This is a genomic window from Pelomonas sp. Root1237, from assembly GCF_001425055.1.
Taxonomy (GTDB): Bacteria; Pseudomonadota; Gammaproteobacteria; order Burkholderiales; family Burkholderiaceae_C; genus Pelomonas.
Window position 1 is genome coordinate 155,234 of sequence record NZ_LMDK01000016.1, and the last position, 16,238, is coordinate 171,471.

13 protein-coding genes and 1 pseudogene are annotated in these 16,238 nt (G+C 67.2%); 11 read left to right on the forward strand and 3 right to left on the reverse strand.

The annotated features are described in order from the left end of the window. The first annotated feature begins 61 nt into the window (after window positions 1-61). From ASC91_RS13480 to ASC91_RS13530, 10 genes and pseudogenes are all read left to right on the forward strand, one after another. Window positions 62-1,183 carry a glycoside hydrolase family 5 protein gene (locus ASC91_RS13480; RefSeq protein ID WP_056197514.1) on the forward strand — a complete coding sequence of 374 codons (1,122 nt, stop codon included), beginning with the start codon at window positions 62-64 and terminating at the stop codon, window positions 1,181-1,183. Beyond that, window positions 1,180-4,038: a beta-galactosidase GalA gene (gene galA / locus ASC91_RS13485; protein ID WP_056197516.1), complete on the forward strand. Its 2,859-nt coding sequence runs from the start codon at window positions 1,180-1,182 to the stop codon at window positions 4,036-4,038. The genes ASC91_RS13480 and galA overlap by 4 nt, the downstream gene beginning before the upstream one ends. Window positions 4,039-4,101: 63 nt before the next feature. Then, window positions 4,102-5,598 (forward strand): tryptophan halogenase family protein, encoded by a 1,497-nt coding sequence (locus ASC91_RS13490; protein WP_056197518.1) that lies wholly within the window; start codon window positions 4,102-4,104, stop codon window positions 5,596-5,598. A gap of 97 nt (window positions 5,599-5,695) precedes the next feature. Next, window positions 5,696-6,406: pseudogene (locus ASC91_RS29420) on the forward strand (hypothetical protein); the annotation flags it as partial. Between the two features lie 16 nt (window positions 6,407-6,422). Further along, window positions 6,423-6,770 (forward strand): PA14 domain-containing protein, encoded by a 348-nt coding sequence (locus tag ASC91_RS30935; RefSeq protein WP_157281593.1) that lies wholly within the window; start codon window positions 6,423-6,425, stop codon window positions 6,768-6,770. Between the two features lie 37 nt (window positions 6,771-6,807). Continuing rightward, window positions 6,808-7,800 (forward strand): hypothetical protein, encoded by a 993-nt coding sequence (locus ASC91_RS13510; RefSeq protein ID WP_056197526.1) that lies wholly within the window; start codon window positions 6,808-6,810, stop codon window positions 7,798-7,800. Between the two features lie 24 nt (window positions 7,801-7,824). Beyond that, window positions 7,825-8,742, forward strand: a complete 918-nt coding sequence (locus ASC91_RS13515; protein WP_056197533.1) for an esterase family protein — start codon at window positions 7,825-7,827, stop codon at window positions 8,740-8,742. 11 nt (window positions 8,743-8,753) lie between these two features. Further along, window positions 8,754-10,196, forward strand: coding sequence for a DUF1593 domain-containing protein (locus tag ASC91_RS13520; protein ID WP_056197535.1), 1,443 nt, complete (start codon window positions 8,754-8,756; stop codon window positions 10,194-10,196). Then, the gene (locus ASC91_RS13525; RefSeq protein ID WP_056197537.1) at window positions 10,193-10,756 is read left to right on the forward strand and encodes a hypothetical protein; all 564 of its coding nucleotides are present in this window, start codon (window positions 10,193-10,195) and stop codon (window positions 10,754-10,756) included. The genes ASC91_RS13520 and ASC91_RS13525 overlap by 4 nt, the downstream gene beginning before the upstream one ends. A gap of 270 nt (window positions 10,757-11,026) precedes the next feature. Further along, window positions 11,027-12,742, forward strand: coding sequence for a hypothetical protein (locus ASC91_RS13530; RefSeq protein ID WP_157281599.1), 1,716 nt, complete (start codon window positions 11,027-11,029; stop codon window positions 12,740-12,742). Window positions 12,743-12,829: 87 nt separating this feature from the next. Here ASC91_RS13530 and ASC91_RS30780 read toward each other — a convergent pair whose 3' ends face one another. The 3 genes from ASC91_RS30780 to ASC91_RS29425 form a co-directional block, all read right to left on the reverse strand. After that, window positions 12,830-14,386, reverse strand: a complete 1,557-nt coding sequence (locus tag ASC91_RS30780; RefSeq protein WP_056197540.1) for a methyl-accepting chemotaxis protein — start codon at window positions 14,384-14,386, stop codon at window positions 12,830-12,832. A gap of 60 nt (window positions 14,387-14,446) precedes the next feature. Beyond that, entirely contained in the window at window positions 14,447-15,238 is a 792-nt protein-coding gene (locus tag ASC91_RS13540) for a ThuA domain-containing protein (RefSeq protein WP_056197542.1), read from the reverse strand. 62 nt (window positions 15,239-15,300) lie between these two features. Further along, window positions 15,301-15,450 carry a hypothetical protein gene (locus ASC91_RS29425; RefSeq protein ID WP_157281602.1) on the reverse strand — a complete coding sequence of 50 codons (150 nt, stop codon included), beginning with the start codon at window positions 15,448-15,450 and terminating at the stop codon, window positions 15,301-15,303. Between the two features lie 178 nt (window positions 15,451-15,628). On the opposite strand from ASC91_RS29425, the gene ASC91_RS13545 reads away from it, so the two are divergent. Beyond that, window positions 15,629-16,177, forward strand: a complete 549-nt coding sequence (locus tag ASC91_RS13545; RefSeq protein WP_056199530.1) for a hypothetical protein — start codon at window positions 15,629-15,631, stop codon at window positions 16,175-16,177. The last annotated feature ends 61 nt before the right edge of the window (window positions 16,178-16,238 follow it).

Genomic DNA, 16,238 nt, shown 5'->3' on the forward strand with positions numbered 1-16,238 from the left:
TGATCCTGGAATCCTTGCGCTGAAGACGGGTATGCCGTCGTTGTTGTTCACTGAGAAATCCATGAAGACCCTTCTTTCGACGCTTCTGCTGCCCCTCGGGCTGGCCTGCACGTTTGCGGCTTGCGCCGCCGACGGCGCCGGCATGCGCGAACTGACCAGCCTGCAGCTCTCCCGGGAGATGTCGCCCGGCCTGAACCTGGGCAACACGCTCGAGGCCGTACCAAGCGAAACCGCCTGGGGCAACCCACCCGCCAACCAGGTGGTGATGACCGCCTTCAAGGCGGCCGGCTTCAACACCGTGCGCATCCCGGTGGCCTGGAACCAGTACGCCGATGCCAACGGCAACATCAGCCCCGCCTGGATGGCCCGCGTCACGCAGGTGGTGGACTACGCCCGCAAGGCCGGGCTGTACGTGCTGCTCAACACCCATTGGGACGGCGGCTGGGCGGACCACCCCACTTACGCCAAGCAGGCCGAGGTCAATGCCAGGTTGACGAAGTTCTGGACCCAGATCGCCAAGAACTTTGAGGGCTACGACGACCACCTGCTGTTCGCCGGCACGAACGAAGTGCACATCGAGAAGGAATACGGCCGGCCCACGCCCGAAAACTGCACGGTGCAGAACAGCTTCAACCAGACCTTCGTCAACACCGTGCGCGCCACCGGCGGCAATAACGCCAAGCGCCACCTCATCGTGCAGTCCTACAACACGAGTCACATCGATGCACTGGGATGCAACGCCAAGCTGCCCGCCGACACCGTGCCCGCACGGCTGATGATGGAAGTGCACTACTACGACCCCTTCCCCTTCACCATCGACGACAAGAGCAAGATCTGGCAGTGGGGCAAGATCGCCACCGACCCTGCCGCCACCGTGACCTGGGCCAACGAGCCCCAGGTCGATGCCGCCTTCCAGGCGCTGAAGGCCGCCTTCATCGACAAGGGCGTGCCGGTGGTGCTGGGTGAATACGCCGTCGCCATGAAGCGCGCCTACCCAGGCATGGACCGCTACCGCATGTACTGGAACGAGTACATCACCGGCTCGGCCGTGCGCCACGGCATGGTGCCCGTCTACTGGGACACCGGCGGCCTGTTCGACCGCAAGACTGGCGCGCGCAAGGACGCCGTCATCGAACTCATCGTCAACGCTGCCAACGCCGCCGACACCGCCAAGAAGCCATGAACAAGTTCTCCTCCTTCTTCACCTGGCTGCTTGCGCTGACGCTGTGCGCGGGGCCTGCAGCAGCCAATGACAACCCGCGCCAGCGCACCCGCATCGACGACGGCTGGCGCTTCGCGCTCGGCCACGCGCAAGATCCCGCACAGGACTTCGATCACAGCACGCGGGCCTTCTTCTTCGCCAAGGCCGGCTTTGGCGATGGCCCCGCGTCGGCCGAATTCGACGACCGGCCGTGGCGCCGCGTCGACCTGCCGCACGACTGGGCGGTGGAACTGCCCTTCGACGCACGCGGCAGCACGACGCACGGCTCCAAGGCCATCGGCAGGGCCTTTCCGGAGAACAGCGTCGGCTGGTACCGGCGCGAGCTCGCTGTTCCTGCGTCCGCGAAGGGCAAGCGCATCGCGCTGGAGTTCGACGGCGTCTTCCGCGACAGCGTGGTCTGGGTCAACGGCCACTACCTGCGCCACGAGGCCAGCGGCTACTCGAGCTTTCGCGTCGACATCAGCGACTACCTGCACTACGGTGGCCGCAACATCGTCGCCGTGCGCGTGGACGCTACCACGCAGGAAGGCTGGTGGTACGAAGGTGCGGGCATCTACCGCCACGTCTGGCTGACCCAGACCGAGCCACTGCACGTCGACCACTGGGGCACGTTCGTGCGTGCCACGGTGAACGGCAACCGCGCCGACGTGGCCGTCGACGTGACGGTGCGCAACGACGGCAAGGCCGCCGAGTCGTTCAGCCTGGAACACGAGCTGCGCGACCCCGAGGGCCGGGTCGTCGCGCGGGGCAGCGTGCCCGCCCGGCGCGTGGCGGCGGACGCCACCGCCGAGGCCAGCGCCATGCTGCGCGTGACCGCACCGAAGCTGTGGTCGCTTGAAACGCCGCAGCGCTACACGCTGACGACGCAGGTCAAGCGCGGCGGCCAGGTGGTCGACAAATACGACACGCCGTTCGGCATCCGCACCCTCCGCTTCGACGCGAACCAGGGCTTCTTCCTGAACGGCCAGCACGTCAAGCTGCACGGCACCAACAACCACCAGGACCATGCCGGCATCGGCATCGCGCTGCCGGATGCCATGCATGACGCGCGGCTGAAGATGCTCAAGGACATGGGTGTAAACGCCATCCGCTCGGCGCACCACCCGGCCACGCCCGAACTGCTGGACGCCTGCGACCGCCTCGGCATCCTCGTCATCGACGAGCACCGCATGATGGGCACGGCCCCGCAGATCCGCGACGAGATGGAGCGCATGGTGCGGCGCGACCGCAACCACCCGTCCGTCATCCTGTGGTCCGTGGGCAACGAGGAATGGGCGATCGAAAACAGCGAGATCGGCACCCGCCTGGCGCGCGAGATGCAGACCATCGTCAAGCGCATGGACCCGACACGCCCCACCACGCTGGCTGCCTCCAGCTCGGGTGGGCCCGAAGGCACGGCGGCGGGCTCCGAGGTGCTGGGCTTCAACTACAAGGCGCAGCACGACATCGACGCGATGCATAAGCGCTTCCCCGAGCGTGCGTCCGTCGTCACCGAGGAAGGCCTGACCTACGCCACGCGCGGCATCTACGCCGACGACCCGGCGCGGGTGCACGTCGCCGCCTACGACAAGCGTTCCGGCGGCGCGTCGACGGCGTCCATCGAGGAGGCCTGGCGCTTCAACGCCGAGCGCCCCTTTATGGCCGGCATGTTCGTCTGGACCGGTTTCGACTACCGCGGCGAGACCACGCCCTACGGCTGGCCCGCCGTCTCCTCGCAGTTCGGCATGATGGACACGACCGGTGCGTTGAAGGACAGCGGCTACTACCTGAAGGCTGCCTGGACGTCCGAGCCGATGGTGCATGTGCTGCCCCACTGGAACTGGCCCGGCCGAGAAGGCCAGCCCATCGACGTGCGCGTCTACGCCAACACCGACGAAGTGGAACTGCTGCTGAACGGCAGCTCGCTCGGCCGCAAGCCGCTGGCGCGCTACGCCCATCTGCAGTGGAGCGTGCCCTACGCGCCGGGCAGCCTGACGGCGCGCGGCTACCAGGCCGGCAAGCTGGTCGTGACCGAGACCGTGACCACCACCGGCGACGGCAGCGCCGTGCGGCTGACGGCGGACCGCGCACGCATCCGCGCCGATGGCGACGACGTGGCGGTGGTGCGTGTCAGCGTCGTCGACCGTGAAGGCCGCGTCGTTCCCACCGCCAACCAGCGCCTCAGCTTCGAGGTTTCAGGCCCCGCGCGGTTGATCGGCATGGGCAACGGCGACCCGGGTTCTCACGAGGCCGACAAGCCGGCCGAGTTCCATCGCTACGCCGCGCTCGGCCACTGGCGCCTGCAAGGCGTGGCACGTTCGGAAGACGCCGCGGCATTGCTGGCCGGTGCCGGCGAGGCCAAGGGGCGTGACCCCTTCGCCTGGGTGCCCGCCGACGCGCAACCGGCCGACAGCGCCTGGAACGTGGTGCATGCCAGCTTTGCGCGCCCGCCTGCGACGGCAAGACGCGCATCGCTGTTCGTGGGCGACATCGCACCCGGTGTGCAGGTGTACCTGAATGGCCGCCCGGTGACGCCGCGGCCCGAGGAAGGCATGGGCGTGATCGACCTCGACCCGGCGCAGTTGAACGATAGCAACACGCTCAGCCTGGTCTTCGCCACGCCAGCCGGTGGCACGCGCAAGCTCTTCGACGACGCCCAGGGCGGCCGTCGCTGGGCGACGCTGCGCACGTCCACCGCCGCCGGGCCATGGCAGCGCAGCGTGTTCAACGGCCAAGCGCAGGTGATCCTGCAATCCACCGGCGGCCCGGGCCGCGCCACGCTGCGCGCCCGCGGCGACGGCCTGGACCTGGGCAGCCTGACCCTCGACGCCTTCTGAGCCGCGCCATCTGCGACCCCACCGCCCATCTGGAACCGGCAAGCTGAACCCAAAGAGCCCCTCATGACCCAGACCTTCAATCGCATCGTCATCGTGGGCGGGGGCACCGCAGGCTGGATGACCGCCGCCGCCATCGCTACCGGCCTGAAGGGGCGCTGCACGGTGGAGGTGGTGGAGTCCGAGGAGATCGGCATCATCGGCGTCGGCGAGGCGACCTTCCCGTCCATCCGCAACTACAACCGGCTGGTCGGCATCGACGAGGCCGAATTCCTGCGCGCCACGCACGGCACCTACAAGCTGGGGATCGAGTTCCGCGACTGGCGGGTGCAGGGCGAACGCTACTTCCACACCTTCGGCGACTTCGGCGAGATGCAGGGGCCGCACGCGCTGTGGGGCCAGTACCGGCGCCTGGCCGACCCGGCGCTCGGCGGGCTTGGCGAGCAATGCCTGCCCACCGTCATGGCCATGCGGGGCCGCTTCATGCAACCCGACGACGAGGGCCGCGCACCCTACAAGTACGCCTATCACTTCGATGCCACCCTCTATGCCGGCTTCCTGCGCCGCCTGGCCTTCGGCCGTGGCGCGCGCCGCACCGACGGACGCATCGTCGGCGTCACGCGGCGCGCCGACGGCGGCGTTCACAGCCTCAGGCTGGCCGATGGCCGCGAGATCGAAGGCGACCTCTTCATCGACTGCTCCGGCTTCGGCTCGCTGCTGCTGGGCAAAACGCTGGAAGAACCCTTCGTCGACTTCAGCCGCTGGCTGCCGGTGGACAGCGCCTGGGCCTGCCCCTGCGAGCGCACCGGCACGGCGCTGACGCCCTACACCCGCGCGACCGCGCTCGAAGGCGGCTGGGCCTGGCGCATCCCGCTGCAAAGCCGCACCGGGCATGGCCATGTCTTCAGCAGCCGCCATATCGACGCCGACCGCGCCCGCGATCAGCTGCTGCAGCAGCTGGACGGCAAGCCCCTGGCCGAACCGCGGCTGCTGCGCTTCACCACCGGCCACCGCGAGCGCTTCTGGGTCCACAACGTCGTGGCGCTCGGCCTGTCTTCGGGCTTCCTGGAGCCGCTGGAATCGACCAGCATCTTCCTGATCCAGAGTGGCCTGGGCCACCTGATGACCCTGTTGACGTCCGGCCAGCCGATCAGCGAGGGCGTGGTGGCCGGCTACAACGCACGGGCCGTGCGCGAGTTCAACCGCATCCGCGACTTCATCATCCTTCACTACTGCCTCACGGCGCGCCGCGACAGCGCGCTGTGGCGCGACATGGCGACGATGGAGCTGCCCGAAACGCTGGCCTTCAAGATCGACGCCTGGCGCCGCCTGGGCCTGCTGCACCTGCAGGGCGACGAGGGCTTTGACGAGCACAGCTGGCTGGCCATCCATGCCGGCATGCAGCACTGGCCCGAACGCACCGACCCGGTTCTGCAGGAAATGCCGCCCGACGAGGCGCGACAGGCCCTGCAGCAGCGCCGCCACGCCATCGCCGAGTCGGTCGCCCGGCTCCCCTCGCATGAGGCCTTCCTTGGCCAGGTGTTGGCGAGGGGCGGTGCATGAACGGCGCCCCGCCCCGCCGCCGTGCCGCCTGGCGCTGGCGGTGGCAGGCTCCCATCTATGCCCATGAACCCGTTTTAAGTTGCTGAAGTAGAAGACCATGAACCCGATACCACCCGAGGCCGGCAAGCCCACCGAAACCGGACAGCAGCAGCAATGGCGGCGGGGGGTCAACGGCTATGCGCTGACCATTGCGGTGATCGTCCATCTCATCCTGCTGGCGGCGGTGCTGATGTGGCGCACCCGCGTGCCGCCCCCAGAGAAGCCCCGCATCACGGATGTGAGCATCGTTGAGCTCAAGACCCCGCCAAAGCCTCCCGAGCCCCCGCCACCCGCCCCMAAGATGCCCGAYCTGCCGCCCCCGAGCATGCCGCCCATGCCCGAACTCCCGGTGATCGAGGTGCCCAAGGTCGCGCCCGTGCCGCAAGCCGTCGCGCCGGTGGTGGCGGTGGCGCCGGCACCGCCGGCTGTCAGCGTGGCCCCGCCGCCAGCGCCTGCCCCGGCGGCCAGCAGCGCGGCGCCGGCCAAGCTGTTTGAGGAATGCGCGGACTCACCGGACCGGCCGATGGTGGCCGAGGTCTACCGCCTCCGACCGGACRCCAAGTCGGTGAACGAAATGCGCCGGCGCAAACCCATCAAGACCGTTTGCCTGGCCCAGCTCGACATCACGCCGCGCGACCACCGCGAGGGCTTCCCTGGCCTGGACATGAACGAATGGTTCGGGCTGGACATCCGCTTCACCGTCAACATGCCGCAGGACCTCACCATGGACCTCATGCTGCTGTCTGATGAAGGTGGACCAGCTGATCGGNTTCCCTGGCCTGGACATGAACGAATGGTTCGGGCTGGACATCCGCTTCACCGTCAACATGCCGCAGGACCTCACCATGGACCTCATGCTGCTGTCTGAYGAYGGGGCCATCCTCACCATCGATGACGTGGAGGTGATCAACAACGACGGCATCCATGCGGCKTATCCGCTGATGGAAACCGTGAAGCTGGCCAAGGGTTTGCGCAATTTCCGTGTGCGCTACTTCCAGGGGCCTGGCTATGGTCTCGCGCTGATCCTGGGTTGGAAGAAGCCGGACGGCAAGGACTACCAGTACATCCCCCGCCGGCTGCTCGGACGCCCGCCGGCCGCAGCCGCAGCCGCAGCCGCCTCGGCCCCGCAGTAGGCACGGCGACATTCGACGGTCCCAGGGAGAACACAAGATGAAGAAGACACAGAAGGATCAGGCCAGCCACCGAACGCGCAATGCGGTGGGCGCCGCGGTGCTGCTGCTTGCCGGCGGCGCCGCTGCCTGGCTGTACGGTCACAAGCCGGCCGGCGAAGCACCGGTTGCCGTGCAGGCTTCGGCGCCCGTAATGCCCGCAGCGCTCGCAACACCAGCCGAAGCAGCCAGCGCCGCAGCCGTCGCGGTCCAGGCAGTACCGACGCCTGCCGCGAGCAGGCCCGTGCTGCCCGGTCGCGCCAATGTCGCAGCACCGCCCGAAGGCGAATCGCCGACCGAGTCGCTGCGCAAGGTGCAGCTGGGCCTGAACGGCGGGACTGCGGAGGATGCGCTGAAAGCGGCCCAGACGCTTCAGCATTGCTCAATGATGTCCAAGGTCCCGGAAGCCCTCTTCGCCCTCCGCGATCAACCGGACCTGATGCCAGCCAATGTCAAGAAGGCGCTCAAGGACATGGGCGGCGAGGAGGGCGTGAGCAACGAGACGATCACCAACGCCCAGCGCGAGCAGCGTCGCTGCCAGGTCTTTGACGCCGCCACGCTGGCGCGCAGCGGTGAGCTCCTGCAAAAAGCCTATGAGGGCGGTGCTGCAGGAGCGGCGATGGCCTATCTGCAATCGCTGGAGTCGCCCGACGCCAAGGGCAAGGCGGATCCGGCGCTCATTGGCAAGCTGCAGCACGATGTGTTCGTAGCCGCTGCGACCGGCGACCCTGACACGCTGATGTCGCTTGTCATGGCATCCGGCGATATGGCGCGCGACCTGGGCATCACGCCGACACACCGTAGCGGCTACAAAAATGCCTATCTGCAGATCCAGGAAGAGCGTATGCCGGGCATGGCAAAGGTGATGGAAAAAATAATTGATGCGGTATCGCAGATGAACCCGCCAGCGCCCCTCACCGCCACGCAGCAACGCGAGGCCAATCTGCTAACCAAGGCGGTGGTCGACGGCTGGCGCATGGGGCGCAAGAGCTGATCACCCCTGACCCAACCACTCCAAATGCAACACACCAAGACACTGGCCGCCATCGCCCTGTTGGCACTCGCCACCGCCGCCTGGGCGCAAGGCGTCGAGACCGTCACGCCAGACCGGGCGCGCGCCAATTTCGACCGCACGATCACGCTCGCGGCCGACGACGTGCGTGCCTTCCCCGCGCCACCCGCCGGCTTCGCCGACGCCAGGCCCGGCGTGGTGGCCGGCCGCATCGAGGAACTGAGCTACGCCTCGGGCGTGACCGGCACGCAGCGCAAGGCCAGCGTCTATCTGCCGCCGGGCTATTCGGCCGAGCGACGCTACCCCGTGCTCTACCTGCTGCACGGCATCGGCGGCAACGAGCACGAATGGCGCGGCTATGTACGGGCGCCCCAGGTGCTGGACAACCTCATCGCCGACGGCAAGGCGCTGCCGATGATCGTCGTGATGCCCAATGGCCGCGCGTTGCCGGATGACCGCTCGCCGCCCGCAGACCGCGTATTCACGCCGGAGAACGCCGCCGGGTTCGCCAAGTTCGAGCGCGACCTGCTGGAGTTCCTGATCCCGGCCGTCGAAGCGAAGTACTCGGCCTCGGGCGACCGCAAGCAGCGCGCGCTGGCCGGGCTGTCCATGGGCGGCGGCCAGGCGCTGAACTTCGGCCTGGCCCACCTCGACACCTTTGCCTGGGTCGGCGGCTTCTCCTCCGCGCCCAACACCAAGCCCGCCGCCGAATTGCTGCCCGACCCCGCTGCCGCCCGGCGCCAGCTCGCGCTGCTCTACCTGTCCTGCGGCAACAAGGACGGGCTGATCAACGTCTCCCAGGGCGTGCACCGTGCGCTGAAGGCCGGGGACGTCCCGCACCTCTGGAACGTCGACGAATCCGGCCACGACCGCGACAGCTGGGCCGAGAACCTCTTCCATTTCGCGCAGCGCCTGTTCCGCTGAGGCCTCGACCGGTGCTCAGACTCGGCATCACCCTGCTGATCGGCCTGCTCGCCCTGCCGGGCGTCGCCGTGGCCGAACCACCACTCATCAAACCGCGCCTCGTCGTCCTCACCGACATCGAGAACGAGCCGGACGACACCCAGTCCCTGGTGCGGCTGCTGCTCTACGCCAACGACATCGAGCTGCGCGGCCTCGTGGCCACGACCTCGGTGCACATGAAGCAGGGCGTGCATCCCGAGTCGATCAAACGGGTGATCCAGCACTACGCCCAGGTGCTGCCAAGGCTGCGCCAGCACGACCGCGCCTACCCCGATGCCGCGCTGCTGCTGGCCCGCGTCGTGACGGGGCAGCCCGGCTACGGCCTGCAGGCCATCGGTGACGGGCGCGACAGCCCCGGCTCCGAGCTGCTGCTGCGCGAGCTCGAACGCCCCGATCCGCGCCCGCTGTGGGTCAGCGTCTGGGGCGGGGCCAACACGTTGGCGCAGGCCCTGCACAGCCTGAAGCGCACGCGCCCGAAAGCAGCCGTCGACGCGGCCGTCAGCCGCCTGCGCGTCTACACCATCTCCGACCAGGACGACAGCGGCGCCTGGCTGCGCCGCGAGTTCCCGGGCCTCTTCTACATCGTCAGCCCCGGCAGCTATGCGCGCCCCACCTGGGCCGCGATCCACCGCGAGATCGAGGGCATCGACAACCAGCACGTCAGCAACGCCTGGATCGTCCGCAACATCCAGCAGGGCCACGGCCCGCTGGGCGCCGCCTACCCCGACATCGCCTACGGCATGGAAGGCGACACGCCCTCCTTCCTCGGCCTCATCCCCAACGGCCTGAACGCGCCCGAGCACCCGAACTGGGGCGGCTGGGGCGGGCGCTACGAGCTCTACACCCCGCGCCGCGAGGACACCGACCCGGACGGCTTCACCGGCGGCGTGCCCGTCGAGACCGAGACGCGCCCGATCTGGACCAATGCCGTGGATCGCTTCCGGCCCGTTGTTCCTGCAGCTTACGGCCGCCCCGTCAAGGCCGGGGAGCGTGAGTTCAACGATGCGCTCGTGACGCTGTGGCGCTGGCGCGAGGCCATCCAGAACGACTTCGCCGCCCGCCTGCTGTGGACGACGCGTGCGCCTGCCGAGGCCAACCACGCGCCGGTCGTGCGCCTGGCCCATGCCACCGAGCTGCATGTACGCGGCGGCGACTGGGTCACCCTCGACGCCAGCCCCAGCAGCGACCCCGACGGCGACAGCCTGAGCTTCCTGTGGCTGGCCTACCCCGAGGCCGGCACGCTGAAAGCCCCGCTGCCGCTGGGCACCGAAGTCCAGGCCCGCATCGGCCTGCGCACACCCGAGGTGGACGCGCCGGCCACGGCGCACGTCATCGTGCAGGTCACGGACAAGGGCACGCCCGCCCTCACCCGCTACCAGCGCGTCATCCTGCACATCGAGCCGAAGGCCCCATGACGCGTCGACAACGCCACGCGGCGCGCTGGCTCGCCCTCGCCGCGACCGGCTGGTTGACGGGATGCGTGATCAACGCAGCCAAGCCCTACGACGGCGCGGCGCTGGATCCGCACGGTGAGCGCGCCATCGCCGTGGTCGGCGTCACGGTTGATCGCCCGTGGCGCTTCGAACGGTTCGGGGTGGTCCTGGATCAGTACGACGTGACCCAGCAGAAGATCACGGGCAATTGCTTTTCGTACAACCGGATCGAGGTCAACGCGCCCGGCGTCCCAGGCCCGACTCGTTTCTTCGCCTTTGACGTGCCCCCGGGCCCCTACATCTACAGCGCCTTCAACGGCGGCAGGTTCGCTGCGAAGGACCAGGCATTCCTATTGCCTGCAGGTCGTGCCATGTACATCGGCAACTTTGTCCTCGGTGACAACGACAGCGTCACGCTGCGCCGCGACACCGCGCAGGATCGCGCCGCACTGGCGCAAGCCCTGCCAAAGCTGGTTGCACAAATGGAGACGACCCCCACGGTCGCGGCAACAGCGGCGAAACCGTTCCTGTGCACGCCTTGAGGGCCACCGCCTGGCGCCCCCCTTCTCTGCCGTCGCTAACCAGACCTTCGTACAGACGCGAAGTCGAGTAAAGACAACAGCGACAGTGATTCCGCCGCGCGCTGACGACGAAAATCGGACCCGCGGCGTCTCACTCGCCTCTCACACATCGAAAAGGAATTTCCCATGCGCAACGGACCCTGGGCGAACACGCTCGCTGCCGCCCTCTGTCTGCTGTCGGCCTGCTCCGCTGGCGCCCAGCAATCCGGCCCGACGAATCTGGAACCGCGCGTGGTGGTGGCCGGCAAGAGGGGCGATCTCTCCGCGTGGTTCCGGGCCGAAAGCCAGCGCTTCGTCGTGTACTCCGACGCCAGCCAGGAAGACGTCACCCAGCTGCTGGACAACCTGGAGAAGCTCGACCATCTGCTGCGCATCTACACCCAGCCCCTGCGCCAGGCCGAGCAGCCGGAACCCAAGCTGACGCTGTACTACCACAGCCGCGCCTCGGCCCTGGGTGAGATCGACGCCAGCGTGCCGGCCGATGCCGTGGGCCTGTACAGCAGCTGCACCTCCGGCGTCCAGGGGTTCGGGGTGCATCTGGAACGCGTCCCCAGCCTCCGCGACGAGCAGCTCGACAAGTCCCCGCTGAACGACACGCTGTCCTATGTCTTCGAGGCGTATGCGCGGCACTTTCTCTATCGCCATACGGACATCCGCACCCCGACGTCGTTCATCGATGGCTTCGCGCAGTACTTCTCCGCAGTGCGGTTCTCGGAAAAGCAGATGGTGGTGGGTCGAACACCGAAAGCCATCGCCCGCTACCTGAAGTTCATCGATGACGGCCGAAGGTACAGCCTCGAATACGACGACGTCCTGCAACACAGGCTCGCCAACGCCCACAACTACGCCGGCGACGCTGGCGTGCGCCTGGAGTTCGAGGCGAAGTCCTGGCTGTTGACGCACTACATGCTGTCGTCGGAAGACAGGCGCAAGCGCCTGAACCGGTATCTCGGGCTCGTGGACCGCGGCGCTTCCCCGACGACGGCCTTTGAACGGGCCTACAACGTCAAGGCATCCGAGATCAGCGCGGTGATGTGGCGGTATGGCCTTCGGGGCATGGAGGCCCTGCGGGTGGCACAACCATCCCTTCCGGCTGCACGGCTGAGGTTCCATGCGCTGCCCCGCGCGGCGGGCGAATTCGTGCTGGCGGATGCCGCCTTGAAGGCGTGCCCGAGCCGACCAGCCGGGGAGGCGCTGCTGAAGAAGGTCGCCGGCCTGGCGGTGCAGTTCCCGAACGACGACCTGGCCCGCCTCACCTTGAGCCGGGCGCAGATCGACTGGGGGAACCCGCAGGAAGCCTTGCCGGCGCTGAATGCCGTCCTGCAAGGGGATGACGCCAACTTCGAGGCCCGGTATCTGTTGGGCATGGCTAATCTGCGCCTGGCCGAGCGCAACGAGGGTGATGCCAGGCGCGCCTATCTCCAGGCCGCCCAGGGCCATCTGCAGCGCGCCCGCGGCTTGAATCCGCAATCACCGGAAGCTGCCTTGGCCGTCTTCAAGACCGAAGTGGCCGCCACGGATGCCCCAGACAGTGCTGCGCTGCAGGGTGTCATCTCGGCCTGGCAGACCGCGCGCGAAGTCGACGCGCTCGCGCGTTCCGCAGCGCTGGCCTACGCCTATGCCGGCAATGCAGACGAGGCACACCAGACTCTCGTTTCGCTAGTACAGAACATGCGCGACGAGCCCACGGCTCAATGGGCCAGGCAGTGGCAGGGTCGCCTCAACGCAGGCGTAACCCGTGGCGACATCCTCGCCGAGATGCGCCGCGACTCCGTGCCCGACGCGCCCTTCAAGGAGTGGACGGTCGACAAGGAAAGCGTGATGCAAAAGGTGGAACTCAGCTACGCCCTGGAGATGGCGCAACCCTTCATCAAAGCCACGCAGGAGCAGCAAGGCAAGGCCGGGCAACCGGCAAGTGACCTCAGCGGCGGCAACCGGAAGAAGTAGGGCTGCGAACATGGCGCTGCAGGTACCGGTCGCGCACCTGAGCGGTCGCGGACGGGGCCCGCTTGCCAATCCTCAGTCGTTACGCGCTCACTGCCCAGTTCCAAGCTTGAACACGCCAACCACCTCGGTCAGGCGCCGCGCCTGCTGACTCAGGCTATCCGCGGCAGCCGCCGATTCCTCCACCAGCGCCGCGTTCTGCTGGGTCACCTGATCCAGCTGGTTCACGGCGTTGCTGACCTCTCCGATGCCAACGCTCTGCTGGTCCGCGGCGGTGCCGATCTCTGCAATCAGCGTCGCGACCTGCTGCACGTTGCGCACGATCTCTTCCATCGTCACGCCTGCACCTTCGACGAGCCGCACGCCGGCATCCACCCGCTCCACGCTCTCGCCGATCAATACCTTGATTTCCTTGGCCGCGGTCGCGGCGCGCTGTGCCAACGTGCGCACCTCGCCCGCAACAACCGCGAATCCGCGGCCATGCTCGCCCGCTCGCGCAGCCTCGACGGCGGCGTTCAGGGCCAGGATATTGGTCTGAAAGGCGATGCCGTCGATCACGCCGGTGATGTCGGCAATCTTGCGCGAGCTGGCACTGATGTTCCCCATGGTCGTGACCACCTCCGAGACGACCGCGCCGCCTCGCGTCGCCACCTTGCTGGCGGCACCAGCCAATGCAGCGGCCTCACGCGCGGACGCAGCGCTGCGCTGAACGGTGGCCGTGAGCTCCTCCATCGACGAAGCGGTCTCCTCCAGATTGGAGGCCTGCTCTTCAGTGCGCTGGGACAGGTCCGCGCTGCCGGTGGCGATTTCCTGCGAACCCGTCGCGATCGATTCGCTGCTCAGGCGCACCTGATCCACGATGCGCACCAGGCTCTGATTCATCGAATGCAGCGCCAGCAGCAGTTGGCCCGTTTCGTCCCGGCCATGCGACTTGATCTCCGAGGTCAAGTCACCGGACGCAACGGTCTCGGCGACGTGCAGCGCCTCGGCGATCGGCCTCGTGATTGAACGGCTCAGCAAGACGGCGATCAGGGTTGCAAGGCCCACGGCGACAGCCGACAGCAGGATCATGAGGAACTTCGCTGCAGCGGCGGTTTCCTTGGCCTCGGCGCCAAACTGCTCCATGCTCTCGGTCTGGGACTTGGCGAACTCCTCGACCGCATGCAGATAGACGCCTTGCACCGGCAGGATGCCGGTGATGAGTTCTGTGCGCCCGTCCTCGACCTTTCCGGCCTTGATCATTTCAATCAGAGGCGCCTGGTGTTCCTTGAATTTCGCCCGGCCGTCGACCAGCGCCTGCAAGGCCGCTCGGCCCCGCTCGCTGTGCACGGTAGCCGTCAGCTTCTGGATGGCGTCGTTCACCACGGGCACGGAGGCCTCGATCTTGGCCAGCTCCTTGTCGACAACCCCTTTGTCGGAGGCGATCAATGCCGTCCTGATGGCTCGCAGCTGCGCGTTCACCTCGTTCTCGATGAGGTGAGCCAGCGACACCTTGACGAAACGGTCGTGCAGGATGATTTCGGTGCTGCCATTCACCGCGTTGATCTTCGTCACGCCGATGATGGCCAGCGCGGCCAGCAACGCGATGACCATTGCAAATCCCGCTGTCAGACGGGTCCCAATCTTCCAGTCTGTCGCAGCTTTCATGGCCGCCTCCTGTTGGTATGAGAGAACTGGTCTGCATCGCCAGACCACCGATTTATACGACTACTTGAGCCCCAATGCCCACGCGATGCCGCCCAGCACGTGACTTTGGAAGGCTGGCATGAGCCACACATGCTCGTTGTGGCCCAGCGCTGTGTAGAACACCCGGCCCTTGCCGAAGTTCCGGCACCAGGAAATCGGAAAGTGCCCGGGCGCGTGGGTGTTCGGATGCCGATCCAGCACGAGCAGATCGTGCACGCCAGCGGGGTCATGGTTCTTGAAGACGTAGATCTCCTCAAGCTTGCCATCAAGGGTCCAGGTGGCGGGCAGATGGCGGTTCGCCGGGTGCGAGGCGTCGCGGTTGAGGGCTTCGATGCTCACCTGCTCGCGGTGATAGTCGAACTCGCCGCCCAGCATGTCGATGTAGGGGCGGTAGGCGTGCAGGGTGTCGGTGGCGCTGTGAATGCCGATGAAGGCGCCGCCGTCCCTGATCCACTGGATGAAGGCCTCCTTGTCGGGCAGTGGCAGCTCGCCCGTGGTGCTGGCGAAGACGATGCCGTCGTAGCGCTTCAGCGCCGCAGGATTCAGCTTGCGCTCCAGCATGGTTCTGACCTGCTCGGCGTAGACCGCCGCAGCGGTGCCTTCGACGGGCGTGACGGCCGCCAGCTCCACGTCAAACGAGCCGGACGACTGTCCGAGCGACGCCAGCACGCGTTCCGCCGTCTCGATGGAGCTGTGGCGAAAGCCCATCGTCGTCGTGACGATGAGGAGCTTCTTGGGCGGCGCGGCCAGGGCGTCGGTGACCACCCCGCAAGCCATGGCGGCGAGGCATGTGAGCCAGATAAAGCATTTCATCGGTCAATCTCCAATTGGGTGAGATTCAGAGGCCGCCGTCCCCGCTCTGGCATCGGACGGTCTCAGCTTCGGCTTTCGGCGGCGGCGGCGGGCAGTGTGACCGACGCATCGAATGACAGCGCGGCGAAGGCGAAGGGAATGCGGCGGCGCAGCGTCATCCTGCACACCAGCAGGCCCATCACGAACGAGCAGGCGAGGCGGATGAGCGCCATCCAGAAACATGAGCATTACTCAAGGCCTCACCCGGGCTTCGCCCACGCGGCCTCGTCCGACCTTTGCAGGGCCGTGACGCCGACACGGCCGGCACGGGTGGATTCCTAAGCTCAGCGGCGTGGCACCTGCCTTGTTGAAGGCATGACGCTGCCACCCATCAAGCCAAAGGAGATCCCCATGACGAAGCAAATCCGCACCTCCCGTCTTTTGTGTGCCCTCGCACTGGTCGGCCTCGCCGGCGCGGCTTCGGCCAATCTGACCAAGCCCGTCTATTCGCAAGCCAAGGATGAGGTCAAGGCCATGTTCAAGGCCGAGCGCGACAAATGCGGTTCCCTTGCGGGCAATGCCAAGGACGTGTGCGTCGAGCGCGCCAAGGCTCATGAAAAGGTCGCCCTGGCCAACCTCGAATACCAGTACACCGGCACGGTCAAGGATCACAACGATTACCTGGAGTCTCGCTACGAGGCACGCTACAAGCTGGCCAAGGAAATGTGCGATGACAAGTCCGGCAATGCCAAGGACGTCTGCGTCGCCGAAGCCAAGGCCGAGCATGACAAGGCCAAGGCTGACCTGAAGGCCAACAAGGCGGTCGCGTCCGCGCAGTCAGATGCGCTGGAGACCAAGCTGAAGGCCGACTACAAGGTCGCCAACGAACGCTGCGATTCGCTATCGGGCGACGCCAAGGACAGCTGCCAGGCCAGCGCCAAGGCCCGCTACTTCCAGTGATGAGGCGCCACCGCTGCGATACCGCAGCGGTGGCATGACGAAAAAACGCCGGCTCTCGAGC